Origin of the sequence: uncultured Pseudomonas sp. (genome assembly GCF_913777995.1) — a bacterium.
In the GTDB taxonomy this organism is placed as follows: domain Bacteria; phylum Pseudomonadota; class Gammaproteobacteria; order Pseudomonadales; family Pseudomonadaceae; genus Aquipseudomonas.
The window spans coordinates 227,354-253,319 of sequence record NZ_CAJYVE010000034.1 but is presented as its reverse complement, the minus strand read 5'-3'; the positions used below and the strand labels follow the sequence as shown (position 1 = coordinate 253,319).

24 protein-coding genes are annotated in these 25,966 nt (G+C 66.1%); 8 read left to right on the top strand and 16 right to left on the bottom strand.

Annotated features, from left to right (window positions below; translation table 11 throughout):
- The first annotated feature begins 29 nt into the window (after positions 1-29).
- Complete coding sequence (gene cbpA / locus QZ497_RS15600) at positions 30-977, top strand: curved DNA-binding protein (RefSeq protein ID WP_295476621.1); 948 nt, start codon at positions 30-32, stop codon at positions 975-977.
- A gap of 322 nt (positions 978-1,299) precedes the next feature.
- Here cbpA and QZ497_RS15595 read toward each other — a convergent pair whose 3' ends face one another.
- The 9 genes from QZ497_RS15595 to cbiE form a co-directional block, all read right to left on the bottom strand.
- Positions 1,300-1,848 carry a GNAT family N-acetyltransferase gene (locus tag QZ497_RS15595; RefSeq protein ID WP_295476620.1) on the bottom strand — a complete coding sequence of 183 codons (549 nt, stop codon included), beginning with the start codon at positions 1,846-1,848 and terminating at the stop codon, positions 1,300-1,302.
- A 12-nt stretch (positions 1,849-1,860) separates the two neighbouring features.
- On the bottom strand, positions 1,861-2,400 hold the full coding sequence (locus tag QZ497_RS15590) for a GNAT family N-acetyltransferase (protein ID WP_295476619.1): 540 nt from the start codon (positions 2,398-2,400) through the stop codon (positions 1,861-1,863).
- A 715-nt stretch (positions 2,401-3,115) separates the two neighbouring features.
- The gene (locus QZ497_RS15585; RefSeq protein ID WP_295476618.1) at positions 3,116-4,483 is read right to left on the bottom strand and encodes a PepSY domain-containing protein; all 1,368 of its coding nucleotides are present in this window, start codon (positions 4,481-4,483) and stop codon (positions 3,116-3,118) included.
- Positions 4,484-4,641: 158 nt separating this feature from the next.
- Positions 4,642-5,088, bottom strand: coding sequence for a DUF2946 domain-containing protein (locus QZ497_RS15580; RefSeq protein WP_295476617.1), 447 nt, complete (start codon positions 5,086-5,088; stop codon positions 4,642-4,644).
- An 11-nt stretch (positions 5,089-5,099) separates the two neighbouring features.
- Positions 5,100-5,561 (bottom strand): copper chaperone PCu(A)C, encoded by a 462-nt coding sequence (locus QZ497_RS15575; protein ID WP_295476616.1) that lies wholly within the window; start codon positions 5,559-5,561, stop codon positions 5,100-5,102.
- A gap of 41 nt (positions 5,562-5,602) precedes the next feature.
- Positions 5,603-5,980 (bottom strand): DUF2946 domain-containing protein, encoded by a 378-nt coding sequence (locus QZ497_RS15570; RefSeq protein ID WP_295476615.1) that lies wholly within the window; start codon positions 5,978-5,980, stop codon positions 5,603-5,605.
- Positions 5,981-6,142: 162 nt separating this feature from the next.
- The gene (locus tag QZ497_RS15565; RefSeq protein WP_295476614.1) at positions 6,143-6,865 is read right to left on the bottom strand and encodes a cobalt-precorrin-6A reductase; all 723 of its coding nucleotides are present in this window, start codon (positions 6,863-6,865) and stop codon (positions 6,143-6,145) included.
- A gap of 10 nt (positions 6,866-6,875) precedes the next feature.
- Positions 6,876-7,964, bottom strand: coding sequence for a cobalt-precorrin-5B (C(1))-methyltransferase (locus tag QZ497_RS15560; protein ID WP_295476613.1), 1,089 nt, complete (start codon positions 7,962-7,964; stop codon positions 6,876-6,878).
- Positions 7,964-9,166 (bottom strand): precorrin-6y C5,15-methyltransferase (decarboxylating) subunit CbiE, encoded by a 1,203-nt coding sequence (gene cbiE, locus QZ497_RS15555; protein WP_295476612.1) that lies wholly within the window; start codon positions 9,164-9,166, stop codon positions 7,964-7,966. The genes QZ497_RS15560 and cbiE overlap by 1 nt, the downstream gene beginning before the upstream one ends.
- 126 nt (positions 9,167-9,292) lie before the next feature.
- Here cbiE and cobG point away from each other — a divergent pair, with 126 nt between their 5' ends.
- From cobG to QZ497_RS15520, 7 genes are all read left to right on the top strand, one after another.
- Positions 9,293-10,627 carry a precorrin-3B synthase gene (gene cobG / locus QZ497_RS15550; RefSeq protein ID WP_295476611.1) on the top strand — a complete coding sequence of 445 codons (1,335 nt, stop codon included), beginning with the start codon at positions 9,293-9,295 and terminating at the stop codon, positions 10,625-10,627.
- Complete coding sequence (locus tag QZ497_RS15545; protein WP_295476610.1) at positions 10,624-11,250, top strand: precorrin-8X methylmutase; 627 nt, start codon at positions 10,624-10,626, stop codon at positions 11,248-11,250. The genes cobG and QZ497_RS15545 overlap by 4 nt, the downstream gene beginning before the upstream one ends.
- A complete protein-coding gene (locus tag QZ497_RS15540) occupies positions 11,250-11,981 on the top strand; it encodes a precorrin-2 C(20)-methyltransferase (protein ID WP_295476656.1) in 732 nt (243 codons plus the stop codon). The genes QZ497_RS15545 and QZ497_RS15540 overlap by 1 nt, the downstream gene beginning before the upstream one ends.
- Positions 11,981-13,681 (top strand): precorrin-3B C(17)-methyltransferase, encoded by a 1,701-nt coding sequence (cobJ, locus tag QZ497_RS15535; protein WP_295476609.1) that lies wholly within the window; start codon positions 11,981-11,983, stop codon positions 13,679-13,681. The genes QZ497_RS15540 and cobJ overlap by 1 nt, the downstream gene beginning before the upstream one ends.
- A gap of 375 nt (positions 13,682-14,056) precedes the next feature.
- On the top strand, positions 14,057-14,860 hold the full coding sequence (locus tag QZ497_RS15530; protein ID WP_295476608.1) for a hypothetical protein: 804 nt from the start codon (positions 14,057-14,059) through the stop codon (positions 14,858-14,860).
- A 27-nt stretch (positions 14,861-14,887) separates the two neighbouring features.
- The gene (locus tag QZ497_RS15525) at positions 14,888-15,550 is read left to right on the top strand and encodes a hypothetical protein (RefSeq protein ID WP_295476607.1); all 663 of its coding nucleotides are present in this window, start codon (positions 14,888-14,890) and stop codon (positions 15,548-15,550) included.
- A complete protein-coding gene (locus tag QZ497_RS15520) occupies positions 15,547-16,203 on the top strand; it encodes a hypothetical protein (RefSeq protein ID WP_295476606.1) in 657 nt (218 codons plus the stop codon). Before QZ497_RS15525 ends, QZ497_RS15520 begins: the two co-directional genes overlap by 4 nt.
- Before the next feature lie 6 nt (positions 16,204-16,209).
- Here QZ497_RS15520 and QZ497_RS15515 read toward each other — a convergent pair whose 3' ends face one another.
- From QZ497_RS15515 to QZ497_RS15485, 7 genes are all read right to left on the bottom strand, one after another.
- On the bottom strand, positions 16,210-16,809 hold the full coding sequence (locus QZ497_RS15515; protein ID WP_295476605.1) for a MarC family protein: 600 nt from the start codon (positions 16,807-16,809) through the stop codon (positions 16,210-16,212).
- An 85-nt stretch (positions 16,810-16,894) separates the two neighbouring features.
- The gene (locus QZ497_RS15510) at positions 16,895-19,687 is read right to left on the bottom strand and encodes a hybrid sensor histidine kinase/response regulator (RefSeq protein ID WP_295476604.1); all 2,793 of its coding nucleotides are present in this window, start codon (positions 19,685-19,687) and stop codon (positions 16,895-16,897) included.
- 86 nt (positions 19,688-19,773) lie between these two features.
- Complete coding sequence (purD, locus tag QZ497_RS15505) at positions 19,774-21,069, bottom strand: phosphoribosylamine--glycine ligase (protein ID WP_295476603.1); 1,296 nt, start codon at positions 21,067-21,069, stop codon at positions 19,774-19,776.
- A 190-nt stretch (positions 21,070-21,259) separates the two neighbouring features.
- Entirely contained in the window at positions 21,260-22,864 is a 1,605-nt protein-coding gene (gene purH, locus QZ497_RS15500) for a bifunctional phosphoribosylaminoimidazolecarboxamide formyltransferase/IMP cyclohydrolase (RefSeq protein WP_295476602.1), read from the bottom strand.
- Positions 22,865-22,941: 77 nt separating this feature from the next.
- Positions 22,942-23,262, bottom strand: a complete 321-nt coding sequence (gene fis / locus QZ497_RS15495) for a DNA-binding transcriptional regulator Fis (protein ID WP_295476601.1) — start codon at positions 23,260-23,262, stop codon at positions 22,942-22,944.
- On the bottom strand, positions 23,259-24,272 hold the full coding sequence (dusB, locus tag QZ497_RS15490) for a tRNA dihydrouridine synthase DusB (RefSeq protein WP_295476600.1): 1,014 nt from the start codon (positions 24,270-24,272) through the stop codon (positions 23,259-23,261). The genes fis and dusB overlap by 4 nt, the downstream gene beginning before the upstream one ends.
- Before the next feature lie 304 nt (positions 24,273-24,576).
- Positions 24,577-25,944: a DUF3426 domain-containing protein gene (locus QZ497_RS15485; RefSeq protein WP_295476599.1), complete on the bottom strand. Its 1,368-nt coding sequence runs from the start codon at positions 25,942-25,944 to the stop codon at positions 24,577-24,579.
- Positions 25,945-25,966: the final 22 nt, after the last annotated feature.

Sequence of the window (25,966 nt, the reverse complement as noted above, 5' to 3'; positions counted from 1 at the left end):
TCGGCTAACCGGTAACGGGTGAGTGTTCGATGGATTTCAAAGACTATTACAAGATACTCGGCGTGGCGCCGACGGCGGACGACAAGGCGATCAAGGCCGCGTACCGCAAGCTGGCCCGCAAGTATCATCCCGACGTAAGCAAGGAAGCCGGGGCTGAAGACAGGTTCAAGGAGGCCAACGAGGCCTACGAAGTGCTGGGCAGTCCTGAAAAGCGTGCCGAATACGACGAGTTGCGCAAGTACGGTCGCCAGGGTCGCCCGTTCCAGGCCCCGCCCGGCTGGCAAAGCCGCAGTGGCGGCAGCGCGGGTGGTTTCGGCGGCGATACCACCGATTTTTCCGAGTTCTTCAGCTCTATCTTCGGCAACCGCGGCGGCCAGGGTGGCCGTCCCAGGGCCCAGGGGCGCAAGGGCCAGGACGTCGACATGGAGCTGGCGATCTTCCTTGAAGAAAGCCTGTCGGGTGAGTCCAAGAAGGTCAGCTACCGGGTGCCGCAGCACAGCGCCAACGGCCAGCGCATGGCCGACATCACCAAGACCCTCAACGTGAAGATTCCCGCCGGCGTCGCCGACGGCGAGCGCATCCGCCTCAAGGGCCAGGGCGCGCCGGGAGTGGCCGGTGGCGAGAACGGCGATCTCTACCTGACCCTGCGCCTGGCGCCGCACCCGCTTTTCGAGGTCGAGGGTAACGACCTGGTGATCCAGGTGCCGCTGGCACCCTGGGAGCTGGCGCTGGGGACCAAGGTCGCGGTGCCGACCCTGACCGGGCGCATCAACCTGACCATCCGCCCGGACAGCCAGAACGGCCAGCGCCTGCGAGTCAAGGGCAACGGCCTGCAGGACAAACAGGGCCAGCGCGGCGATCTCTATGCCCAATTGAAAGTGGTCATGCCCACCCAGAACGATGAAGCCAGCCGGGCCTTGTGGCAGAAACTGGCCGACAAGGCCGGCTTCGATCCGCGCAGTGGTTGGGGCCGTTAGGCCAGGCGGGTTTCAGCCGCAATACTGGTCAATTAGACCGTTGGAGCGAGCTTGCTCGCGATAGCTGCGTCACGTTCACAGCAGATGCATGGGGTTGGTTGACCTGTTCGCGAGCAAGCTCGCCAACAAAAGCCGAATAGCGTCTAACTGACCGGTATTGGCTTTAGCCGCAATACTGTTCGCTTAAGCGGCATGTGGCCCGGTGGGAGCGGCTTTAGCCGCGAAAGCACCAGAAAATTCAGCGCATCTGTTGTGAGCAGGCGGCCGCTTCGCGGCTAAAGCCGCTACCCGTTCTAATTGACCCGTATTGCGGCCAAGCTCGTTACTGGCCCTCTATCGGGTCCATGGGCAGCTGCTTGTAGTACAGCGCCGTGGCGCTCAAGCGGCCATCGGGGCTGGCGCAGTAGTCGGGGATTTCGCCGACACGGTGGTAGCCCAGCGCCTGATAGAAGCTTTCGGCGTGGGATTGCGCTTCGGTGTCCAGGTACAGCAGACCGCGCTGGCGTTGCCGGGCCTGCTGCTCCAGCGCCGCCATCAACTGCCTGCCCAAACCCTGTTGACGGGCGCGGTGCAGCACCATCAGCTTCTGCACCTCGGCACGGTTCTGGCCATTGGGCTTCTGACACAGCGACAGCTGCACGCTGGCCAGTACCTGCTGCGCGTCGTCGATGATGACCCAGATCAGCAGGCTGTCGTTATTCAGGTCAGCCTGCAGGCCATCGACCCAGGCCAGTGCCTGGGCGTCGTCCAGATCGGCCATGAAACCCACCGAGGCTCCGTGCGCTACGGCATCGCGCAGCAGCGCGGCCAAGCCTTCTCGATAGCGCGGCAGCTCTTGCAGGGTGATGCGCTGTATCCGGGTTTGGGCCATGGGCTGTTCCGTTCAACGTCGTGGTGCTTGGGAGGCCGGGGCGCTGGCGCCCGGCGTGAGGTCCAGTTGCAGGAAGGTCAGGTCCAGCCAGCGGCCGAACTTGGTGCCCACTTGCGGCATCTGTCCGGTAATCGCGAAGCCGAGGCGCTGGTGCAGGGCCACGGACGCGGCGTTGCCGCTTTCCACGGCGGCCACCATGATGTGTTTGCCACAGGCCCGTGCGCGCTCGATCAGCGCGGTCATCAACTGCGGGCCAAGACCTTTGCCGCGCTGGTCGGCGCGCACGTAGACCGAATGTTCCACGGTATGCCGGAAGCCTTCGAAGGGCCGCCAGTCGCCGAATGACGAATACCCCACCACCTCGCCGAGCGGATCGAGGGCCACCAGGATCGGGTAGCCTTGGGCCTGGCGGGCATAGAACCAGGCCTGGCGGTTGTCCAGATCAACGGGCTGCTCGTTCCAGATGGCGGTGGTGTTGAGCACAGCGTCGTTGTAGATGTCGAGGATGCCGGGCAGGTCGGCAGGCAGGGCGTCGCGAATCAGGATGGTCATCAAGAGGCTCCAGTGAGAGCCGCAGTCTGGCGTGGCCGACTGCCTGCTGGCAAGCGGGCAGTCGTGCCTGGCCAAGGTCACAGCGCCTGGCACTGCTCCAGGCCATGGCCGCCGCCGGCCAGGTGAGGGGTGTAGTGGTACTTGCTCAAGCGGTGCCGCCCATCCTGTGTAGAGGCTTTGGTCCGCCAGGGTCATGCTGAAGGTATACGCACCCTGTGTTCCAGTGCGCTGCGCTGCCTCCAGCTTGAACTCGATGAATCCCTGGAAGTCGCCCCCGTGGCTATCGTGACCACTGCATGGGTCGCGACCGCTGTAGTTGGGGCCAGTAAAAGGCGGTGTTTGGTGCCTGATGATCTCTGCCAGTGGGCCGATGCACAAGAAATGGCCGGCGGCACAGAGCGGCCAGCGAGCGCAGGACTATAGAGGGAGTGTGCGAGGCTTCAAGGCATGTAGCGGGGTATTGGGTTGCGGGATTTTTCTATGGGGCGGGGAATAGCGTTGTTGAAACAAGGTGTTATGCAAAGGTGGCGGCTTCTGCATGAAAACAGAGCGGGGTCCGAAGCATGTCGAGTGAGGAATTCATCACAAAACCGCTCGCCGTCTTCGGACCCCGCTTCGGCAATTTAAGCTTCTGCGGGGCATTTGGCAAAGCTTGTAGCAACTATTTGCACAAATGGCGGTCGCGCCGGACGGCCGGTATTCCGGCGCTTTGCGCTCAGTTGGCGTGTGCCATCCGGCTGCGCACCACCAGGTTGTCCAGCGCCCACATCAGCAGCATCGAAATGCCTACCAGCGGAAACAGCGCACCCAGGACCAGCATCACGGCGATGGCGGTTTTCCAGCGTGGCAGGTCGTGGCGCAGCGGCGGCACACCCAGGCCACCTTGCGGGCGGCGCTTCCACCAGATCACCAGGGCGCTGACCGAACCGAGCAGGATCATCAGGCACACCAGCAGCATCAGCAGCTGGTTGAGCCAGCCGAAGAACTTGCCTTCATGCAGCATCACGCCCAGCTCGGTAGCCCGCGATACCAGGCCGTAATGCTCCCAGCCCACCTGGGCCAGCACCTTGCCGCTGTACTGGTCGATATGCAGGGTGGCGTCGTTGCGCGGGTCATCGGCGAACACCGACACCGTGTACACGCCCTCGGCGGTCTTCGGCGCGCTGATGCTGTAGCCGGGTTCGATCTGGTAACGGGTGGCGATATCCACCACATCCTGCAGGCTCACCCGCGGGTCGGCGGGGCCGCTGGAAGCGCCGTGGTGCTGCATGTGCTCGGCATGTTCGCCGCCGGACACCGGCAGCGGGGTGTTCTCCACCGCCCAAGGCACGGTCTGCTGCGTGGCCGTGTTCAGCTCGCCGGCCAGGCGTTTGGACTGCGGCACGTCGGTCCACATCGCCGCCGGGAAGCTGTTCCAGACCTCGGCATATTGCTTGCCCCAGAAGCCGGTCCAGGTCATGCCGCTGAGCAGCATGAACAACAGCAGCAGCGAGCCCCAGAAGCCGCTCACCGCATGCAGGTCACGCCATAGCACCCGACCGCGCCGCGACAGCCGGGGCCACAACACCCCGGCCGGGTTGCGCCCGCGCGGCCACCACAGGTACAGCCCCGATACCACCAGCACCACACCCCAGCCGGCGGCCAGTTCGATGAGCCGGTCGCCGGGCGTACCGATCAGCAGTTCGGCGTGCAGGCCCCGGGCGATGGCCTGCAGGTTGTTCTTCGCATCCTGCACGCTGAGGATATTGCCCCGGTAGGGATCGATGAACACGTTGAGGTCGCGGCCTTGGTAATTGAGCACGAACTGCGCGCTGCCTTCGGCGTTCACCGGTGGAAAGTACTTGCTCACTTTCGCACCGGGCCAGCCCATCAGCACCTCATGCTGCTGCATGTCGGCGCTGATGCGCTGCGTGCCGGGTTGCACGTGGAGGAAGTCGCGGTACATCAGGTTGTCGAGCTGCGGCTTGAACAGGTAGATGATCCCGGTGAGGGCCAGCAGGATCATGAACGGCGCGACGAACAGCCCGGCGTAGAAATGCCAGCGCCAGGCCAGGTTGTAGAAAGAGGGCTCAGCTTTTTTCATGGCTGTGCACCTCGGCGGATGAGTGGGAGGCCACCGACAGGCCGGGCACGCGCAGGCGCCTCTTGGCCCAGGCGTGCGCACACGTAGCATTGCAACGGTTCATGGTGCGTTCCAGAAGACAGTCTCATGGGCGCAGCACTTCAGGCTGCGCGGTCATTTCAGGACAGCTGCCGGAAAGGCGGGGCGCGGCTCTGGGCGTGCAGGAAGACGGTGCGTCGCGCATGCCCTTCGCGGGTCAGCGCCGCGTAGAACTCGGAAGGCTTGGGTGGGGTGGCGGCCAGCAGGGTCAGCATCTGCGGCAGCGCGGGGCAGCCGAACAGCAGCGTGCAATAGCCACACTTGGCCCACAGCGCGTGGTCCATGGGCGCCGCGTGCGCCGCGGCGGCTGGCTCGGCCTGCAGCGAATGATGGCCGCCAGGCGCATGGGCCGTGGAGGCACTGGCGTGGTGAGCGGCGGGCAGGCGCATGCCGGTGTGATGCTCCATCGGCATCGACTGAGAAATCAGCGGGCCGATGAAGATCATCATCATCGCGAACAGCGCCAGCCAGGTGCCGCGCCCGGGGGGCGCAGACCGGCTGGCATGGCGACGCGGCAAGGCGTTCATGCGTGGCTGGCTCAGTGTACGTGTTCAGGGGCCTGTTTCTGGACCTGCACCTGGACTTCGACGGCACCGGCCTTTTCGAAATGCAGGGTCAGGGGGAAGCGCTGGCCTTCGCTCAGCTGCGAGCGATCCTTGATGTCCAGCAGCATCACATGGTAGCTGGAAGGCGCGAACAGCACCTGGCCACCGGCGGGAATCTCGACGCTCGGCACCGGCTGCATTTTCATCAGGTCGCCGGCCTGCACGTGCTGGTGCAGCTGCGCCTGACCGGCGATGGGGCTGTCGGCAGACAGCAGGCGGTCGGCCTCAGGACCTTTGTTATCGAGGGTGAAGTAGGCGGCCACGGTGGGTGCGTTGGGTGGCAGCTGCATCGACCAGGGGTGGCCGATCATCAGGCTGCCAGCCTTGTATTCGTGGGCATGGGCGAAGGCCGCGGGCAACAGCAGGGCTGCCAGCAGCAGAGCTTTCTTGAGCATGGACGTTCTCCAGTGAGTCGTGGGATATGGCGTGCAGACCCTCAGACGTGTGGAGAAGCCCTCGGATTGGCCGCCGGCCATTGCAGATGCGGCGCTTGAGCGGTGGGCAGCAGGTAGGCGGGTAGCCGTACCGGCGGCTGCCAGGCGAACAGCCCGGCCGGCAGTCCCGCCGGGAGCATCACCGTCAGCCCGCCGCTGCAGCACAGGCAATGCTGCATGCCACTGTGCGGGTCCTTTTGTGGCTGGCCATGATCGCCCAGCGACAGCGCGGCCAGTTGCGCATTGGCGCCACAGAAACCACCCAGCAACAACGACGCATCCACGCCGCGCGGCGCGTTGGGCGCCAGGGGCATGGCCAGCAGGCTGAACAGCAGCGCGAAGCAGGCGATCCAGGCTGTCGTCGTGCGGCGTGCAGACATGGCAGGTTCCGTGGGTGGGCGGGTGAGCGACTCATTTAGCCTGAACGGGGGCCGGAAGTAAAAGCATCGGGCGCGACCTTGTGTCGCGTCACGGCCCTTGGACGCGGCTCCAGTCGCGAAGCGCCGTCACAGCCAAAGCCCTATCAGCAGGCCCAACGCAGGTCAGGTCAATGCTGCCAATGCCGCCAGCACTTCACTGACGCTGCCCAGTTCACGATCCACCGGTGGCAGGGCCGGGCGTTTGAGGATCAGCACGGGGATGCCGCGTTCGCGGGCCACTTGCAGTTTGGGCTCGGTGGACGCGCTGCCGCTGTTCTTGCTGATCAGCACGTCGATGTCGCGCTCGGCGAACAGCCGGCGTTCGTCTTCGAGCTTGAACGGCCCGCGCGCGGCGATGATCTCGCAGCGGGCGTTACCGGGCGCGCTGTCCAGGGCGCGCAGGGTCCAGAACTGCCCAGCAGGGATTTCGTCCAGGTGCTGCAAGGGTTCGCGGCCCAGGGTGAACAGCGGACGCCGAAAAGGCGCCAGGGCGGTGCTCAGTTCGGCCCAGCCATCCACCTCGCGCCAGTCGTCATTCGCGCCAGGTTGCCAGACCGGGCGGCGCAGCGCCCAGCAGGGGATGCCAGTCAGCGTTGCCGCCTGGGCGGCGTTGCGGCTCATTTGCGCTGCGTAAGGATGGGTAGCGTCCAGCAGCAGGCCGATGCCCTGTTCGCGTATGAACGTCGCCAGCCCTTCGGCGCCGCCGTAGCCGCCGACCCGCACCTGGCAGGGCAGGTCGGTCGGCACACGGCCGACGCCGGCCAGGCTGTAGAGGTGCTCAGGACCCAGGGTCCGGGCGATGGCCAGGGCGTCGGCGACGCCACCGAGCAGCAGGATGCGTTTCATCTGGAGATTCTCATGTGGCGTGGCCGACGATGCCGCCCTGACGGTCGATGGCGAAGACTTCCACCTCGACGCTGGCGGGCACCACACTGCGGGCGAAGACCAGGGCGTGGCGGCACACCACATCGCCAAGCGGCACGGCCGCCGCATGGCTCAGGGCCAGAGCCTGCTGGCTGGTATTGGCGGCGATGATCTGCTGTTGCAGGTCGTCACTGGCGCCGACCTCGGCGGCCCAGCGCGCCAGCTGCGGCAGATCGATGCTCGAATGCCGGCTGTGCAGGTCCACGTGTCCGGCGGCCAGTTTGCTGATTTTGCCAAAGCCGCCGCACAGGCTCAGCTTCTGCACAGGCACCTTGCGCAGATGCTTGAGTACCGCACCGGCGAAGTCGCCCATTTCGATCAGCGCGATGTCGGGAATGCCGTAAACCCTGCGCATGGTGTCTTCGCTGGCGTTGCCGGTACAGGCCGCGATATGCAGGTAGCCGTTGGTGGCGGCGACATCGATGCCCTGGTGGATGGAGGCGATGTAGGCCGCGCAGGAAAAAGGCCGGACGATGCCGCTGGTGCCCAGAATCGACAGGCCGCCGAGAATGCCCAGGCGCGGATTCATGGTCTTCAGCGCCAGCGCCTCGCCGCCCTGCACGCCAATGGTCACTTCGAAACCGCCGGCGTGGCCGGTTTCGGCGGCCAGCTGCTGCAGGTGTTCGGTCATCATGCGGCGTGGCACCGGGTTGATCGCCGGCTCGCCCACGCCCAGCACCAGGCCGGGACGGGTCACCGTGCCCACGCCAGGGCCGGCGACAAAGCGCACGCCCGGCTCGCCGGTCAGCCGCACCTGGGCGAACACCAGCGCGCCGTGGGTCACGTCCGGGTCGTCACCGCCATCCTTGAGGGTGCCGGCTTCGGCGCCGCCCTCCAGCAACCGGCAGAACTCCAGGCGCATCTGCACCTGCTTGCCCTTGGGCAGGGTGATCTGCACCGCATCGCACGCCGGCCCGCCGAGCAGCAGGCGCGCCGCCGCCAGGCTGGTGGCCGTGGCGCAGCTGCCGGTGGTCAGGCCGGTGCGCAGCGGGGCGGGTTGCTCGGCGGTTTCTTCGCGCATCAGGGTTTGACCGCCTCCAGCAGAGTGATGGGCAGGGCCTGGCGCCAGGTGTCGAACTCCCCCAGCGGCCGCGCATGCGCCACGTGCAGACGGGTCAGCTCGCCGCCGTGGCGCTCGCGCCAGTTCAGCAGGGCCATTTCGCTTTGCAGGGTCACGGCGTTGGCGACCAGGCGCCCACCGGTACGCAACTGCTCCCAGCAGGTCTCCAGTACGCCAGGGCGGGTCACGCCGCCACCGATGAATATTGCATCCGGGCGCTCCAGGCCGGCCAGGGCTTCGGGGGCCGCGCCGCGTATCAGTTGCAGGCCCGGTACGCCGAGGCGGTCGCGATTGCCTTCGATCAGCGCCTGGCGGCCTTCATCGGCCTCGATGGCGATGGCTCGGCAACTGGGGTGCGCGCGCATCCATTCGATGCCGATGGAACCGCAGCCGGCGCCGACGTCCCAGAGCAGTTCGCCGGGCAGCGGCGCCAGGTGGGCCAGGGTCACTGCGCGTACGTCGCGCTTGGTGAGCTGGCCGTCATGCTCGAAGGCCTGGTCCGGCAGGCCGGCCAATGGACTCAGGCGCAGGGCGTCGGGGGCGATGCGGCAGTCGATGGCCACCAGATTCAGCGCGGCGATGTCCGGGTTTTGCCAGTCGCCAGCCAGGCCCTCGACGCGGCGTTCCGCCGGGCCGCCCAAGTGTTCCAGCACGGTCATCCGGCTCGGCCCGAAGCCGCGCTCGCGCAGCAACGCGGCCAGGGCAGCCGGGCTGCTGCCGTCGTTGCTCAGCATCAGCAGGCGCAGGCCGTGGTGCAGGTGCGCGTTGACCGCCGCCAGCGGGCGAGCCACCACCGAAAGGGTGACCACATCCTGCAGGGCCCAGCCCATGCGTGCCGCCGCCAGGGAATAGGAGGAGGGCGCTGGCAGCACGAGCATCTCGCTGTGCTCCACCAGCCGCGACAGGCTCACGCCGACGCCGTAGAGCATCGGGTCGCCGCTGGCCAGCACGCACACCGGCTGGCCACGGCGTTCCAGGACCGCATTGAGCGAGAAGGGGCTGGGCCAGGGGTGGCGCTGCGCGGCGATGCACGGCGGCAGCAGGGCGAGCTGGCGGGTGCTGCCGAACACTTCGGCGGCATTGAGCAGGGCATGCCGGGCATTGCGGCCCAGGCCCTTGTAGCCGTCTTCTCCGATACCCACGACGGTCAGCCACGCAGCCATTTACATTCCTCGATCCGAACATCCGACAGAGCGTTTTTCATGCCTGCCGCCAAAGCAGGCATAATACCGCGCCCGACGGGAACAATGCTCCCGCGCTGTCTTCAGTCTGTCCGCATCGGTGATCCCTTGAACGAGCCGCAGTCCGCTCGCCCATCCTTCGCTACGCCCCGTCCCTCGGCCTGTCCGGGGTTGTTGCGTATCGTCGCGGCGCGCGATGGCGGAATCTGCCGGGTCAAGCTGGCCGGTGGGGTACTGAGCGCCGAGCAGGCCCTGGCGGTGGCCGCTGCGGCCGAGACGCATGCCGGCGGGGTGATCGAACTCACCAACCGCAGCAACCTGCAGATTCGCGGCATCCATGGCGATCATCAGGCGCTGGTCGCCGACCTGCTGGGCGCCGGCCTGGGCCCTGGCAATCCGGCCAGCGACGATGTGCGCAACCTGATGCTCAGCCCCAGCGCGGGGCTGGACCGCGACATGCTGCTCGACACCCGGCCGCTGGCGGCGCAGATCCTCACTTCGCTGGAGCAGCGCCCGCGGCTGCATCAGCTTTCGCCGAAGTTCGCCGTGTGCCTGGATGGCGGCGAGGGCCTGGCGATGCGTGAACACCCTCATGACCTGTGGTTGTCGGCCCTGCAGCGCGACGGGCAAACCTGGCTGGCGTTCGGCCTGGCCGGTTGCCCGGCCTTCGATGCGCCGCTGGCGGCGGTGCCGGTCGAGCAGGGCCATGCACTGGTGCTGGCGGTGCTGGAGCTGTTCCTCGACCTGGCCAGCCCCGAGCAGGCGCGTATGCGCCAGTTGTTGAGCGACCTGCCGGCGGCGGCTTTCCTGGCGCAGTTGCGGGCGCGCATGCCGGTTCCGCTGGAGGCAGTCGAAGGCTGGCAGAAACCTGCGACGAACCAGGATTACCGCCACCTGGGGCTTTATCCACAGGCGCAGGCCGGGTGCGTGGCGGTGGGCGCCGTCGCGCCGCTCGGGCGGCTGACCAGCGCCACCTTGCGCCAGGTGGCGCGATTGGCGGTGCAGTACGGCGACGGCCAGCTGCACCTGACGCCCTGGCAGAGCCTGCTGTTGCCCAACGTGCCTGCCGAACGTGGCCAGGCGCTGCTGGACGCGCTGCAGGCGCTGGGCCTGCTGGCTTCGCCTGACCAGGCGCTGGCGCGTCTGACCGCCTGCAGCGGTGCCCAGGGTTGCGCCAAGGGGCTGGCCGACACCAAGGCCGATGCCGTGCGCCTGGCCGAGCGGCTGCCCGGTGGTGTCAGCGCCCACCTCACCGGCTGCAAGCGCTCCTGCGCGGCTGCCCATGTGGCGCCGTTCACCCTGCTGGCGGTGGCGCCCGGCCGTTACGATCTTTACCAGCGTGATGCGCAGCACCCGGGCTTCGGTGTGCTGCGCGCTCGCGACCTCACTATTGACGCCGTCGGCGCACACCTGGCCGTCGACTCACGGAGCCACACTGCATGATTGATTACATCCGCGATGGTCAGGAGATTTATCGCAACTCCTTCGCGATCATCCGCGCCGAAGCGCGGCTGGAGACCATCCCCGCCGACCTGGAAAAACTCGCCGTGCGGGTGATTCATGCCTGCGGCATGGTCGATGTGGTCGACGACCTGCGTTTCTCCCCGGGCGCCGGCACCGCCGGGCGCCAGGCCCTGGCGGCGGGCGCACCGATTCTCTGCGATGCGCGAATGGTCTCCGAGGGCATCACCCGTGCTCGCCTGCCGGCCAGCAACCCGATCATCTGCACCCTGCACGACGAAGGCGTGCCGGAGCTGGCCAAGAGCCTGGGTAACACCCGCTCGGCGGTCGCCCTGGAACACTGGCGCGAGCATCTGGAAGGCAGCGTGGTTGTGATCGGCAATGCGCCGACCGCGCTGTTCTACCTGCTGGAGATGCTCGATGCCGGCGCCCCCAAGCCGGCGTTGATCATCGGCTTCCCGGTGGGCTTCGTCGGCGCCGCCGAGTCCAAGGACATGCTCGCCGCCGACAGCCGTGGCGTGCCCTATGTGATCGTCCAGGGCCGGCGTGGCGGCAGCGCCATGGCGGTGGCGGCGGTCAACGCCCTGGCCACGGAGGTGGAGTGATGCAGGCACGCGGCAAACTCATCGGCCTGGGCGTCGGCCCTGGCGATCCGGAGCTGATCACCGTCAAGGCGCTGCGCCTGCTGCGCGAGTCACCGGTGGTGGCGTATTTCGTGGCCAAGGGCAAGAAGGGCAACGCCTTTGGCATCATCGAGGGCCACTTGCAGCAGGCGCAGATCCTGCTGCCGCTGGTCTATCCGGTGACCACCGAGGTGTTGCCCGCACCGCTGTCCTACGAGCAGGTGATCAGCGACTTCTACGACCAGGCCAGCCTGGAAGTGGCCGCGCACCTGGACGCTGGCCGTGACGTGGCGGTTATCTGCGAAGGCGACCCGTTCTTCTACGGCTCCTACATGTACCTGCACGACCGCCTGGCCGAGCGCTACCCGGCCGAAGTGATACCCGGCGTGTGCTCGATGCTCGGCGGCGCCTCGGTGCTTGGCGCGCCGCTGGTGTACCGCAACCAGAGCCTGTCGGTGCTATCTGGCGTGCTGCCCCACGAGGAACTCAAGCGCAAGCTGGCCGACGCCGACGCGGCGGTGATCATGAAACTGGGGCGCAACTTCCACAAGGTGCGCGAGGTGCTCGGCGAGCTGGGCCTGGCGGGTCGTGCGCTGTACGTCGAGCGGGCGACCATGGCCAACCAGAAGATCGTGCCGCTGGATGACGTCGACCCGATGTCGTCGCCGTACTTCTCGCTGATCATCGTGCCGGGCGAAAGGTGGCAAGGCTGATGGCTGACAACGCTCCGGCCATCGTCATCCTCGGCAACGGCGGCCTGGCCACCGCCCGGCGTATCCAGCAGGTACTGCCTGCCGCCCAGGTGCTTGGCCTCGAAGGCCGCGTGCAGGGCGCCGATCATGCCTATGCGGAATTCGGCGCCACGCTGCGCCAGCTCTACCAGAGCGGCGCACCGATCATTGCCCTGTGCGCGGCGGGCATCGTGATCCGTACCCTGGCGCCGCTGTTGCAGGAAAAAGGCAGCGAGCCGCCGGTGCTGGCCGTGGCCGAAGACGGCAGCGCGGTGGTGCCGTTGCTCGGCGGACTGGCCGGGGTCAACGCGCTGGCCCGTGAGATTGCCAGTGCATTGCAGGTGGCGCCGGCGATCACCACCAGCGGCGAGCTGCGTTTCGGCACCTGCCTGCTCAATCCGCCGGCCGGTTACGCACTGGCTGATCTGGAGCAGGGCAAGCGCTTCGTCTCCGACCTGTTAGGCGGCGAGACCGTGCGCATCGAGGGCGACGCCCCTTGGCTGGGCACGGCGCAGTTGCCGCAAGCCGCCGATGCCCGGCGCACCATCCATGTCGGCCACGCGCTGCGTGAGCCGGCGGTCGATGAGCTGCTGATCCACCCGCGCAACGTGCTGGTGGCCATTGGCGAGGCGGGCGACGGGCTGGCCGACGAGGTGCGCGCTGTGCTGCGTCAGGCCGGTATCGCCCAGCCGTCCCTGGCCGGCCTGCTGGCCGCCGATGCCCAGATGGCCGATCCTCGCGTGCACCAGGCTGCCGCGCAGTTGCAGGTGCCGGTGCGTTACCTGGCGGCGTCGGATGGCGCGACGCGCCTGGCCCAGACCGGTCTGGCGCTCCAGGTGCTGCCCGGTCCGCTGTCCATCGGGGTGGCCGCACGGCCGTTGAACATGACGCGCATCGGTCGCCCGCGTGGGCGGCTGGCGGTCATCGGCCTGGGGCCTGGCGCGCGCGAGCTGATGGTCCCTGCGGTGCAGGCCGAGCTGGCGCGTGCCACCGACGTACTGGGCTACGAGACCTACGTGCGCATGGCCGGCCCGTTCCGTGACGATCAGGTGCTGCATAACACCGACAACCGCGAAGAGATGCAGCGCGCGCGGCATGCCTTCGAGCTGGCCGCTCAAGGACGTTCGGTGGTCATGGTGTCCTCGGGTGACCCGGGGGTGTTCGCCATGGCCGCCGCCGTGCTCGAAGCGCTGCATGAAGTGGTTGACGATCCGGCCCGCGAAGACTGGCGCGGCGTCGAGCTGCAGATTCTGCCCGGCGTGTCTGCCAGCCTGGCCACGGCGGCGCTGGCCGGTGCGCCTCTCGGTCATGACTTCTGCGTGGTGTCGCTGTCGGACAACCTCAAGCCCTGGTCGATCATCGAGCGGCGTCTCGACCTGGCGGCGCAGGCCGACCTGGTACTGGCCTTCTACAACCCGATCTCCCGTGCCCGGCCCTGGCAACTGGGGCAGGCGCTGGACATCGTGCGTCGGCATCGCGCAGCGGATACCCCGGTCACCCTGGGCCGCGACGTAGGCCGCCCGGCACAGGCGCTGCGGGTGGTGACCCTCGGCGAGCTGACGCCGGAAATGGTCGACATGCGCACCATGGTGCTGGTCGGCTCGTCGACCACCTGCACCTTCCCGCGGGCCGATGGCGGGCAGTGGGTGTACACCCCGCGCTGGTATGGCAGCAAGCCCTGACGCCGTGGCGGCCGGTCCCTCTGGATCGGTCGCTGGCGTTGCGCGTCGTAGGAAACGGCCCGTAACGGCTATTCAGAATCTGTATTGAACCCCGCGATTTCTTCTCTGATGTGATGCGGCGCTGCCTGACGGCAGCCGATCACTGCTGTCATCTCTTTCCCCAGGTTCTCGCCCGCTTCACCGTTCCTGCGGCTTCGGCCTGCTGGCTGGGGCGTCATGTGGAAATTTCCGTATCCGGTTTGCGGCAGGCGCTTGGCCGATCCTACGCCCGCGACCGCGTATTCCGGCCTGTCTCGGCGGTGGGAGCGCCCGGTGTTCCTCGCTAGCCTGCGAGTCGTCCATGAGGACTCCCAACAACAAGAAGGACCGATGACCATGAATACTCAAACCCCTTTCAACCCAGACCCACGCCTGAGCTACATCGCCAATTGCGAGCTGAGCGACTGCAGCCATTCGCTGGCCGAGCATGTTGCCGCGACGCCGATGGCCCCAGCCGATGAGCAACCCGCACCGGTCGCACAAGGTGCCGTGGTCGCCAGCAGCCTGCTGGCCTTCACCGAAGGCACCTCGGCGCAGAATCGCCAGGACGTGATGGACTCCTTCCTGTTCGCCACCCTGGTGGCCAACAAGGCCTTCAACCCGGAAACCCAGAGCCCACTGTGGTACGGCAAGTTCAACGAGGTGCTGTCGCGCCTGGGCTGGCTGTCCAGCCAGTGGCGCTACGCCCGCTACCAGGCGCAGGGGCAGCGCCTGTCCATGGACCAGGTTGGCCTGGAAATCATCGCCTCGGCCCTGGCCGCCGCCGCGTTACCCGGCCCGGCTTCCGTGGCCATGCTCAAAGTCGCCACCGATGCCGTACAGGCGCTGCGGGCCAAGGACGAGCCACTGCGTCTGTTCGAGCGCCAGAGCCGCACTCACCAGGGGGGGCATTTCCGCATGGCGTCGTGCAGCGAGTCCGGCGATGGGCTGGTCAACGTGGTGATGGGTGCGGTCAGCTTCAAGGCCAACACCGAAGTGCGCGATGTTCTGTTCTGGGAGTGGGGCAGCGCCGATGTCGAGACCTATCGCGGTGAAGACAGCCTGGTGCTGAACAGCCGCCTGTATGCCCAGCACCGTGAGCTGGTGCAGGAGAAGCTGGCGGCCGGCTCGCGCCAGGCCATCGCCGAGTTCGATATCTGAAGACCGGGTGCCAGACAGGAGGGGATCATGAACCAGCCTTCGAGTGACGTGATCGTCAATGCCGGTTGCCTGTTGTTCTTCCATGGGCAGCCCCACGACCAGGACGTTCTGGACTCCACCCTCTACGTGCAACTGGCCGCCTCGCGCAAGCATTCGCGCTTCGCCGAGTACCCGCAGTGGAAGGCCACCTGGTTGCAGGCCGCACTGCGCTTTGGCTGGCTGTCACAGGCCAGCGAAAGCTTCTTGCAGCCGGCACCGGAACTGACCACGGCCACGCTCTGGGACTGGGCACGCGCCTGGCGGCCCGGGTTCGTCAGTGCTGCCTTGCTTGAACGCAGTGAAGCAGCACTGGCCGACTGCCAGGCCCTGCAACCGGCGTTCGAACTGTTCGCCTCCCAGGTGCTGGCACCAGAGGGCACAACCTTGGCCCTGCAGCTGGGTTTGGTGGACACCGATGACAGCCTTACGCTGCTGCAGCTGCATTTCACCAGCCGTTGCGCCCTGGGCGCCGATGAGTTGCTGGGCCCTTGGTGTCGCGAGCGCATTCGCGGCAACGTGAGCCTTGGCTTTCACCGGCTGATCCTCTCTCATACGCTCTATGCGCCGTTGCGCGAGGCTTTCGCCAAGGCCTTGCGCGACCGGCGTCCAGGGTTGGTCATGCCGCTTGCGCGGCGCGCGGAGATGCCATGAGTGCGCCGGACTTCGTTGCCCGAGTGGGCGAGCTGGACAGCCTGTTGGCATTCTACGCCTCGGTGCCGACCGAATACCGGGACGACATTCAGGACGTGTTGCTATACGCCCAGCTGTTCGCCAGCCATCTCAATGACTTCCAGGGCCAGTGGCACAACTGGATGCACTACTACCGCGACCGCCTGGAAAGTCATGGTTTCGTGCGGCAGAACCTGGTGATCAAGGATGCGGTACTGCTCAGCAGTGTCTCGGACTTCGAGACCGCCAGCTTCCGCCTGGCCAGCAGCGTGGCCAGCGCCGAGGTCAGCGCGTTGGTTCGAGGGGCGGTTCGCTGGTTGGGTATTCGTGACATGGCCACGGCTTACTTTCGCGGCGGCGGGTTTTCCGAAAGCCGCGGCAGTATGCAGATCGTGCCCTGCGAGATGACCATCGACGGTTTGCCAAGCTTGATGCTCTGTGCACTGCGGGTCGGTGTCGACCATGGCTCGGCCGGCATGCGCCGGCTGGTACTGCACTTCAAGGGCGGCAGCTATCGGTTCGAACCCCAGCGTTATGCTGCACGTCGTGCCAGCGTGCAGGCCTATCTGGCTGGCAAGAGCCACGCGGTGATTCGTGCGTTCGACCCGAGTGAGCTGGGCTTGCTGGCGCCTTGAACGGCGCTAGCCTGTGACCAGGTAACCGCGAATACCAGTGAAGATGATCTGCGCCGCCAGGGCGCAGACGAACAGCCCCATTAGGCGGCTGACGATCTGCAGACCCTGGTCGCCCAGCAGGCGTTCGATACGGTTGGCCATGAACAGCACCAGCCCCACGGTGAAGCTGGCCAGGGCAATGCCCAGCAGGGCGAGGATCTTGTCGTCCCAGTGGGGCTGGCTGACGCCCATCACCAGCAAGGCGCCGATGGTGCCCGGGCCTACGGTGATGGGAATAGTCAGCGGCACGATGCTGACGTCCTGCTGCACGTTGTCGGTCTGCACCGCCGACTTGCCCTGCGCCATGCCCAGCGCGGAAATGAACAGCACGCTGCCGGCGCCGATGCGAAAGGCGTCCACGGTGATACCGAACACATCGAAGATCACCCGTCCGAACAGGTACAGCAGCACGCTGGACAGCAGGGTGGCCAGCGCAACCTTCCAGGCCAGGCGCTTCTGTTCCTTGCGCGAATAGCCACGCGACAGGCTGATGAAACACGACAGCACGAAGAAGGGGCTGTAGAGCACCAACATCTTCAGGTAGACGCTGGACAGCAGATGCAGCATGGCAGGCGCTCGCGCAAGGAAGAGGTCGCCAGTCTAGGGGTTTTGAGCGCGGCTTGCTCGAACGCCACCCTCTTGGCTGCCGATTTCAGTTCTGCTGATAGGTCTTTTCGTCACGCATCGTCGACCTGAGCCGTTCGCGCTGCGCCAACCAGTATTCGATCAGCTCGCGCAGTTGCGACAGCTCCACCGGCTTGGCCATGTGGCCGTCCATGCCGGCCTGGCGGGCACGGTCCTTGTGTTCGCTGAGGATGTGCGCGGTCAGCGCCACGATCGGCGTACGCACCCGCTGGTTGCCCACTTCCCAGGCGCGCAGTTGCTCGGTAGCGGAAAAACCGTCGAGCACCGGCATCTCGCAGTCCATCAGCACCAGGTCGTAGCGCTGGGCTTTCATTGCGCGCAGCGCTTCCTCGCCATTGCTGGCGGTGTCGGGCTTGAGGTTGAGCTTGCCCAGCATGCCGCGGATCACCTTGGTGGAGATGTTGTTGTCTTCGGCCACCAGAATCCTGAAGTCGCTGGGCAGTTCGATGGGCTTGGCGACCATCGGTGCCGGGGCTGGCACGGTCGGGGAGTCCCCCTTGTTTCGTTGCGTCAGCTCGTCGGCCAAGGTGGTCTTGAGGGTATAGCCGGCCACCGGCTTGGCGAGAATGCGCTTGATCCCGGCATTGCGCGCAATAACCTTGCTCGGTGCATCGCTGATGCCGGTGAGCATGATCAGCAGGATGTCGTGGTTCAGGCTGGGGTCTTCCTTGATCTTCGCCGCCAGCTGCATGCCGGTCATGCCGGGCATGTTCTGGTCGAGCAGCACCACGTCGAAGTAGTCGCGCAGGTGCGCCTTGGTACGCAGCAGCGCCAGGGCTTCCTTGCCGGAGGCCACGGCACTGACGTTCAGGCCCCAGGACGAGCACTGCTGCACCAGCACCTTGCGGCAGGTGTCGTTGTCGTCCACCACCAGCAGTCGCGCATCGCGCAGCGGGCCGTCCAGATCGAGGGTCGGCTGATCCAGCAGGTGCGCCGGCAGCGGCAGGCTCAGCCACAGGGTATTGCCCTGGCCGCTGCCATTCTGGATGCCGAACTCGCCGTCCATCAGGCGGATCAGCTGCCGGGCGATGACCAGGCCCAGATGGCCGCCCAGCTTGCTGGAGGCCAGGAAGTTGCGGCTGTGCAGCTCGGTGTGCAGCAGGGCATCGCGCTCTTCGGCCGACAGCGGTTCGCCGGTGTCCTGCACGGCAATGCGCAGGCGCGGCTTGCCGTTGCGGCTGTCGAGCCCGGCCACCAGCAGGATTTCGCCGCCTTCGGTCTTCTTCAGCGCGTTCTCCAACAGGCTCAGCAGGGTCTGGCGCAGGCGCGTCGGGTCACCGCTGATGACCCTCGGCACCTGCGACTGCACCAGGCTGATCAGCTCGACGTTCTGCTGTTCGGCCTTGCCCCGGAAGATGTTCAGGCAGTCTTCGATCAACGCGCCGATATCGAACTGCACGTCGTCCAGCTCGATCTGCCCGGACTCCAGCTTGGTGATGTCGAGGATCTCGTTGATCAGGGTCAGCAGCTCGTTGCCGGCGCTGTGGATGGTCTGCACGTAGTCGCGCTGCTTGACCGACAGCGGCGTGTCGAGCAGCAGCTCGGTCATGCCCAGCACGCCGTTCATGGGGGTGCGGATCTCGTGGCTGATCTTGGCCAGGAACTCGGCCTTGGCGTTGATCTCCGCCGTGCTGGCGGCCTCGTCGCGGCTGATGCTGAAGCGGCTTTCGGCGATGCTGCGCTGGCGCTCGCCCAGCGCGGTGTTCATCAACAGGCCGCTGACGCAGAACACCCCGAGCAGGGCCAGAATCAGCCATTGCGGCGGAATCAGGCTCAACCACAGCAGGCCCGGCAACACCACCATGTAGCCGATGTTGAAGATGATCATCGAGGCCATGAACAGCCGGGCGGAGCGGTAGCCACGCACCCAGTGGCGGATGGCGATGCCCAGGATGCTCACCGTGGTCAGTGACACGAACAGGAAGGTCACCACGTTGATCGGCAGGCTGTCGACCAGCAGCACCAAGGCGATGGCTACGACCATGAGCACGCCGTCGACCAGCAGCAGGCGGTCGAGGGCATGCGCCTTGCGGTGCGCGAAGAAACAGTAGGTGTACATCAGGCCGGTGATGGCGGCCAGCAGCAGCGCCACGTGGGCAGCGGGTGTCTGGGCCATGCGCCAGCTGTCGAACAGGTTCAGCAGGTTGAGCAGCAGCAGGGCGCTGAGCGCCAGCAGGGCTTCGCAGGCGGCCAGCCACAGGTTGGTACGCGAACGACTGTGGCTGTAGCGGGCGAGGTTCTGCAGGATCAGCATGCCCAGCAGGCCGAATACCAGGCCGAAGAGGAAGGGCTCGCACTCGTCGGCGGCGCTCTCGATGGCTGGCTGCAGGCTGATGTTGGGGCGCATCTGCTGGCTGGATGCCAGACGCAGATACAGGTCCAGCGGTACCTGACTTTGCGGCACGGCGAGGAGGAAGTCCTTGGACGGCAGGCGCTGGTTTTCCTTGGGGACCAGGTTGCCGGTGTGTTGCAGGTCGATCTGGCGGTCGCCCTGGAAGACATAGAGGTCTGCGCTCGCCAGGTCGGGAGCGAAGATGCGCAGCAGTTGTTCGTGGGGGCTGGGCAGCAGCCGGTAGTGCAGCCACACCGCGCCGCCGGGGCCGGCTGCGGTGATCGCGTCCAGTTCACGGGGGCTGAACTGGTTCTGCTGCTGGGCGACGCGTACGTCACCGATCTGCAAGTGACCTTGCTCGTCGAGCAGGGTCGACCAGCCTGTGCTGGCGGCGGCATGCGCCGACAGCAGGAAGAACAGGGCCAGCATTCCTGCTGTGGAGGTTATGGCGATCCTGAGCCAGCGCACGGCGAAGTCCCTTCGTGAGTGAATGCCTGAAAAACGCGCGGTGCGGGTAAAACCGGCCAGCCCCTTGCGGGGCTGACCTGGGGGCCTTATTTCAGACCTTCACCACGCTCACGGGCAATGGCGCGATAGCCAATGTCCTTACGGTAGAAACTGCCTTCCCAGTCGATCTTCGCTGCCAGCGCATAGGCGTTGCGCTGCGCCTCGCCGACGCTTTCGCCCAGGGCAGTGGCGCACAGTACGCGACCGCCGCTGGTCACCACCTGACCGTCCTTGAGCGCCGTGCCAGCATGGAAGACCTTGCCCGGCAGGGCGGCAGCGGCGTCCAGGCCGGCGATTGCCGCGCCCTTGGCGTAGTCGCCGGGGTAGCCGCCAGCGGCCAGGACGATGCCCAGGCTCGGGCGCGCGTCCCATTGGGCTTCGATCTTGTCCAGCGCCTGCGCCAGGGCCGCCTCGACCAGCAGCACCAGGCTCGACTGCAGGCGCAGCATGACCGGCTGGGTCTCCGGGTCACCGAAGCGGCAGTTGAACTCGATGACCTTGGGGTTGCCGGCCTTGTCGATCATCAGACCAGCATAGAGGAAACCGGTGTAGACGTTGCCTTCCTCGGCCATGCCACGGACGGTCGGCCAGATGACCTGGTCCATGACCCGCTGGTGGACCTCGGCGGTGACCACCGGGGCGGGCGAGTAGGCACCCATGCCGCCGGTGTTCGGGCCGCTGTCGCCGTCGCCGACGCGCTTGTGGTCCTGGCTGGTCGCCATCGGCAGCACGTTGTGGCCGTCGACCATGACGATGAAGCTGGCCTCCTCGCCGTCGAGGAACTCCTCGATCACCACCCGCGAGCCCGCTTCACCGAAGGCATTGCCCGCGAGCATGTCACGCACCGCGTCTTCGGCTTCGGCCAGGGTCATGGCGACGATCACGCCCTTGCCAGCGGCCAGGCCGTCGGCCTTGATGACGATTGGCGCACCCTTTTCGCGCAGGTAGGCCAGGGCCGGCTCGATCTCGGTGAAGTTCTGGTAGTCGGCGGTGGGGATCTTGTGGCGGGCCAGGAAGTCCTTGGTGAAGGCCTTGGAGCCTTCCAGCTGTGCGGCACCGGCAGTCGGGCCGAAGCACGGCAGGCCACGCTGGCGGAACAGGTCGACCACGCCAGCCACCAGCGGTGCCTCGGGGCCGACGATGGTCAGGCCGACGTTCTTCTCGGCGAAATCGGCCAGTTGCTCCAGGGCCAGCACGTCGATGGCGACGTTTTCGCATTTGGCCTCGGTGGCGGTACCGGCGTTGCCAGGGGCCACGAAGACTTTCGCCACGCGCGGATCCTGCGCGACTTTCCAGGCCAGGGCGTGTTCACGGCCACCGCTGCCAATGATCAAAACATTCATGTCAAAACCTCGATGACGCAAATTCTAAGGGATGAGTACTGCCTGGTTCGGCAGCGCCGCATCGCGAGATCGCACTGGCGCGGGCGGATGCAGGGCGAAGAAGGCGGCACCGAGCGCAGTTGCCTCATGGCAATGAGCATCGGGGCCGCCCCCTCCAACGCAGCAGACGCCTGCGCCAGTGCGGCCGTTCTTAATGACGGAAGTGGCGCATGCCGGTGAACACCATGGCAATACCCGCTTCGTCGGCAGCGGCGATGACTTCCGCATCGCGCATCGAGCCGCCTGGCTGGATGACGGCGGTGATGCCGGCCTTGGCGGCGTTGTCGATGCCGTCACGGAACGGGAAGAAGGCGTCCGAGGCCATGACCGCGCCCTCGACCTGCAGGCCCGCATGCTCGGCCTTGATGGCGGCGATGCGCGCGGAGTTGACGCGGCTCATCTGACCAGCGCCGACACCGATGGTCTGGCGGTTCTTGGCGTAGACGATGGCGTTGGACTTGACGAACTTGGCCACTTTCCAGGCGAAGATCAGGTCGTGGATTTCCTGCTCGCTCGGCGCGCGCTGGGTGACCACTTTCAGGTCGTCACGGCTGATCATGCCGATATCACGGCTCTGTACCAGCAGGCCGCCGTTGACGCGCTTGTAGTCCCAACCCGGCTGGCGCTCGCCCCACTGGCCGCAGGCCAGCAGGCGCACGTTGGCCTTGCTGGCGACGATGGCCTGGGCCTCGGCGCTGACGCTTGGCGCGATGATCACTTCGACGAACTGACGCTCGACGATGGCCTTGGCGGTTTCGCCGTCCAGTTCGCGGTTGAAGGCGATGATGCCGCCGAACGCCGACTCGGTGTCGGTGGCGTAGGCCAGGTCATAGGCCTTGCGGATGCCGCCTTCGTCGTCAGGGCAGACCGCCACGCCGCACGGGTTGGCGTGCTTGACGATGACACAGGCTGGCTTGACGAAGCTCTTCACGCACTCCAGCGCGGCGTCGGTGTCGGCCACGTTGTTGAACGACAGTTCCTTGCCCTGCAGCTGGGTGGCGGTGGCGATACCGACTTCGGCCGGTTTGGCCTCGACGTAGAACGCCGCGCTCTGGTGCGGGTTCTCGCCGTAGCGCATTTCCTGGGCCTTGACGAACTGGGTGTTGAAGGTGCGCGGGAACTGGCCGCGGCCTTCGGTGGACAGGGTCTCGGCGCGCTGGTCGATGCCGCCCAGGTAGTTGGCGATCATGCCGTCGTAGGCGGCGGTGTGCTCGAAGGCCTTGAGCATCAGGTCGAAGCGCTGCGCGTAGGTCAGGCCGCCGGCCTTGAGGTTTTCCAGGACGCTGGCATAGTCGCTGGCGTTGACCACGATGGCCACGTCCTTGTGGTTCTTGGCCGCGGAACGGACCATGGTCGGGCCGCCGATGTCGATGTTCTCGATGGCCGTCGGCAGGTCGCAGCCAGGCTTGGCGACGGTGGCTTCGAAGGGGTACAGGTTGACCGCGACCAGGTCGATCGGCTGGATGCCGTGCTCGCCCATCACGCCGTCGTCGGTGCCGCGACGGCCCAGGATCCCGCCGTGGATCTTCGGATGCAGGGTCTTGACGCGGCCGTCCATCATTTCCGGGAAGCCGGTGTAGTCAGCCACTTCTACGGCCGCGACGCCGTTGTCGCGCAGCAGCTTGAAGGTGCCGCCAGTGGAGAGGATTTCCACGCCCAGGGCTTCGAGTTCACGGGCGAACTCCAGGATACCGGTCTTGTCGGAAACGCTGATCAAGGCGCGGCGGATCGGCAGGCGGGTGGTCTGGTCGGTCATCTCGATTTCCATCAAAGCTAAAGGTAATCAGCAAAAAAGGCGACCTGTGGGTGGTCGCCTTGGTTTGTCTGCATCGCTTAAAGCAAGTCGTACTGCTTGAGTTTCTTGCGCAGGGTGCCGCGATTCAGTCCCAGCACCTCGGAAGCCTTGGTCTGGTTGCCCTTGACGTAGTTCATGACGCTTTCGAGCAGTGGCGCCTCGACTTCGGACAGCACCAGGTTGTACACGTCCGTGACCGTGGCGCCTTCAAGGTGGGCGAAATAATTGTGCAGCGCCTTCTCGACACTGCCGCGCAGGGTCTGGCCCTCTTCGCTCGGCGTGTTCAGGTGCTGTTTCAAATTGACATTGTCGCTCACGGGTGTTGTTCCACTCACTAAAGTCTCGGTCATCATCGTCATGCGGCCACCTCTTCTTCATTCTCGTTATCCGGGCCCTGGCAGCCTTGGCTGAAGAACGCCCGGATGTTGGCGCACTGTGCTTGTGTATCGTCCAAACGATTGAAGTGGGCGCGAAACTCCCTGGCGCCCGGCAAGGTTGCGAGATACCAGCCGACATGCTTGCGTGCGATGCGCACGCCCATCACGTCGCCGTAGAAGGCATGCAGCGCCGTCAGGTGCTCCAGCAGGATCCGTTCCACTTCGCCCAACGGGGGCGCGGGGAGTTTCTCGCCGGTGCGCAGGTAGTGCTCTATCTCGCGAAAAATCCACGGGCGGCCCTGGGCGGCCCGGCCAATCAACAACCCGTCGGCCCCGGTGTGCTGCAACACCTGCCGGGCCTTTTCCGGTGAATCGATATCGCCATTGGCGAAGACCGGGATCGACACCGCCTGCTTGATCGCGGCGATGGTGTCGTACTCGGCTTCGCCGGTGTACAGATCCGCGCGGGTCCTGCCGTGGACCGCCAGCGCCTGGATGCCGGACTGTTCGGCGATCCTCGCGACCGTCAGGCCGTTACGGTTGTCACGGTCCCAGCCGGTGCGGATCTTCAGGGTGACCGGTACATCGACTGCGGCCACCACGGCCTGCAGGATCTCGCTCACCAGTTGTTCATCTTTCAGCAGCGCGGAACCGGCTGCCTTGTTGCATACCTTCTTGGCCGGACAGCCCATGTTGATGTCGATGATCTGGGCACCCAGTTCGACATTGGCACGCGCCGCGTCCGCCAGCATCTGCGGGTCACCACCGGCGATCTGCACCGAGCGCGGCTCGGGGTCGCCTTCATGGATCATGCGCAGGCGCGATTTGCGGCTGTTCCACAGGCTCATGTCACTGGTGACCATTTCCGAGACCACCAGGCCGGCTCCGAGGCTGCGGCACAACTGGCGGAAAGGCTGGTCGGTGACGCCCGCCATCGGGGCGAGGATCAAGCCGTTCTGCAATGTATGGGGACCGATGCGTACCGCCGACATAGCTTTACCTATAAAGGGGCCGAATCATCCACAGGCCGCGTGAAAACCGTTGCACACGGTCTGCAACAGTTCGTCCGTCCAACCGCTTGCGCAACGACGAGACCGAACCGGGAGTTTGAAAAAGGGTTGGCATGATACCCGCTCTCGATGACTGGATAAAGGCTGAACTGGATAAAATCTGAACAGCTGTCGTCTTATTGCCGATAGCGCGTTTTTCGTGGGTCTGGCACGTGATCAGCATCGATCGTGCTGCAAAAAGCAGGTTTCAAGCGTTGCGCAAGCGCTCTTTGCCGGTCTGTGCCGGCTATTCGGGGGAGCGGAAGTTGAGGCTGTAGTTCACGGCCTTGGCGCCTGGATCGAGGATGTCCAGGGCAATATGGATCGGAGTCTGCGGCGGCATCTCTTCCTTGCCAGCCATCTCTCCGGACAGGTATTCGCCGGGCTTGAACCGACGGCTGGCGATCAGCTGACCACTGGTATCGGCAAAGCGCAGCTCCAGCAATGGAAAGGGTTGGGAAAAGGACGCGCGGTTATAGATGATCGCATCGACCACCAGGGCGCCCTGGAAGTCCGGGTGGCTGCGCACGACCAGGTTACTGCTCTTGAGCTGGTTGATGTCGACCTTCGACGGCACCTTGCAGCCCAGCTGCGGGCACAGTTGCTGGAACCAGGGGCGGTACTGGTCCTGGCGCGCCAGATGGTCGAAGTGATACCAGACGTATTGCAGGGCCAGCCCGCCCAGGGCCAGCACGACCAGCGTGCTCCACAGCAGGCGGCGGCCCCAGCGTGGCTTGGGGCGCTGCCAGTCGAGCTGCAGCGGGTCGTCGGTCAGGTCCAGCAGGGCCTTGTCACGGATCGCCGGTTCGCTGCGTCCGCGCGGGTCGGCGGGCTCGTCATCCAGCGTGTCGTCGTCGGCGTCGTCATCCCGTGCCGACAGGCGTGCGCTGTTGTCCTGCGCAGGCTTGCGCGGCTCCAGCGGCGTGACATCAGGTTCCGTGTCGTCGAGCGGCAGTGGGGTCAGCGACAACGAAGGCTCGGTGCGCGTCTCGTGCAGCGGCGGTTCGTCGTCAAGGTCCTCGGCCGTGTTCTGGTCCAGGTCCGGGTCGCGGTCTCGGGCGCTGAGCGGCGTGGTCTCACGTGGCGGTGCCGGTTCCACGTCGTCATTGGGCAGGCTGTCGATCCAGTCGCCCTGGTCGGTCTGCGGCGCATCGCGGCGCGCGCTCAGCGAGGCCGGCGGCGCCGCCTGGAAGGCTTCGGCCTGCTGGATCTCGCGCTGTTCGAGGCGTGCCAGCTCGCCGTCCAGGTCCAGGGCGTCGAGGTCCAGTTCGCTGACGTGCCAATAATCCTCACCGGCCTCGGCGTCGAGCGTGTCCGATTGGGCATGCCTGGCCGGTGGTTCGGCGGAGGCTGGCGATTGCGCAGCCGCGGGAGGCTCGATCACCGGTACGGTGATGGCGGGCACCGCTGTCAGCGGTTCGGCCGGCACAGGGGGCGACAGGGGGGTGGGGGGTTCACGACCCTGGGCGCTCTGCTCGACCAGCTGTTTGGCGGCGTTGAACACCTCCAGGCAGGACCCGCAGCGAACCACGCCGCGTGCCACGCTCAATTGCGCATAGTTGACTTTGAAGCTGGTCTGGCAGTGCGGACACTGGGTGACGAAACTGTCGGTCATGCGGCGCTCCGGTTCAGGCAGC

What these genes read in the sequence shown, in the direction of transcription:
- cbpA (WP_295476621.1), top strand. Translation starts at nt 30, where the DNA reads ATGGATTTCAAAGACTATTACAAGATACTCGGCGTGGCGCCGACGGCG.
- QZ497_RS15595 (WP_295476620.1), bottom strand. Translation starts at nt 1,848, where the DNA reads ATGGCCCAAACCCGGATACAGCGCATCACCCTGCAAGAGCTGCCGCGC.
- QZ497_RS15590 (WP_295476619.1), bottom strand. Translation starts at nt 2,400, where the DNA reads ATGACCATCCTGATTCGCGACGCCCTGCCTGCCGACCTGCCCGGCATC.
- QZ497_RS15585 (WP_295476618.1), bottom strand. Translation starts at nt 4,483, where the DNA reads ATGAAAAAAGCTGAGCCCTCTTTCTACAACCTGGCCTGGCGCTGGCAT.
- QZ497_RS15580 (WP_295476617.1), bottom strand. Translation starts at nt 5,088, where the DNA reads ATGAACGCCTTGCCGCGTCGCCATGCCAGCCGGTCTGCGCCCCCCGGG.
- QZ497_RS15575 (WP_295476616.1), bottom strand. Translation starts at nt 5,561, where the DNA reads ATGCTCAAGAAAGCTCTGCTGCTGGCAGCCCTGCTGTTGCCCGCGGCC.
- QZ497_RS15570 (WP_295476615.1), bottom strand. Translation starts at nt 5,980, where the DNA reads ATGTCTGCACGCCGCACGACGACAGCCTGGATCGCCTGCTTCGCGCTG.
- QZ497_RS15565 (WP_295476614.1), bottom strand. Translation starts at nt 6,865, where the DNA reads ATGAAACGCATCCTGCTGCTCGGTGGCGTCGCCGACGCCCTGGCCATC.
- QZ497_RS15560 (WP_295476613.1), bottom strand. Translation starts at nt 7,964, where the DNA reads ATGCGCGAAGAAACCGCCGAGCAACCCGCCCCGCTGCGCACCGGCCTG.
- cbiE (WP_295476612.1), bottom strand. Translation starts at nt 9,166, where the DNA reads ATGGCTGCGTGGCTGACCGTCGTGGGTATCGGAGAAGACGGCTACAAG.
- QZ497_RS15545 (WP_295476610.1), top strand. Translation starts at nt 10,624, where the DNA reads ATGATTGATTACATCCGCGATGGTCAGGAGATTTATCGCAACTCCTTC.
- QZ497_RS15540 (WP_295476656.1), top strand. Translation starts at nt 11,250, where the DNA reads ATGCAGGCACGCGGCAAACTCATCGGCCTGGGCGTCGGCCCTGGCGAT.
- cobJ (WP_295476609.1), top strand. Translation starts at nt 11,981, where the DNA reads ATGGCTGACAACGCTCCGGCCATCGTCATCCTCGGCAACGGCGGCCTG.
- QZ497_RS15530 (WP_295476608.1), top strand. Translation starts at nt 14,057, where the DNA reads ATGAATACTCAAACCCCTTTCAACCCAGACCCACGCCTGAGCTACATC.
- QZ497_RS15525 (WP_295476607.1), top strand. Translation starts at nt 14,888, where the DNA reads ATGAACCAGCCTTCGAGTGACGTGATCGTCAATGCCGGTTGCCTGTTG.
- QZ497_RS15520 (WP_295476606.1), top strand. Translation starts at nt 15,547, where the DNA reads ATGAGTGCGCCGGACTTCGTTGCCCGAGTGGGCGAGCTGGACAGCCTG.
- QZ497_RS15515 (WP_295476605.1), bottom strand. Translation starts at nt 16,809, where the DNA reads ATGCTGCATCTGCTGTCCAGCGTCTACCTGAAGATGTTGGTGCTCTAC.
- purD (WP_295476603.1), bottom strand. Translation starts at nt 21,069, where the DNA reads ATGAATGTTTTGATCATTGGCAGCGGTGGCCGTGAACACGCCCTGGCC.
- purH (WP_295476602.1), bottom strand. Translation starts at nt 22,864, where the DNA reads ATGACCGACCAGACCACCCGCCTGCCGATCCGCCGCGCCTTGATCAGC.
- fis (WP_295476601.1), bottom strand. Translation starts at nt 23,262, where the DNA reads ATGACGATGATGACCGAGACTTTAGTGAGTGGAACAACACCCGTGAGC.
- dusB (WP_295476600.1), bottom strand. Translation starts at nt 24,272, where the DNA reads ATGTCGGCGGTACGCATCGGTCCCCATACATTGCAGAACGGCTTGATC.
- QZ497_RS15485 (WP_295476599.1), bottom strand. Translation starts at nt 25,944, where the DNA reads ATGACCGACAGTTTCGTCACCCAGTGTCCGCACTGCCAGACCAGCTTC.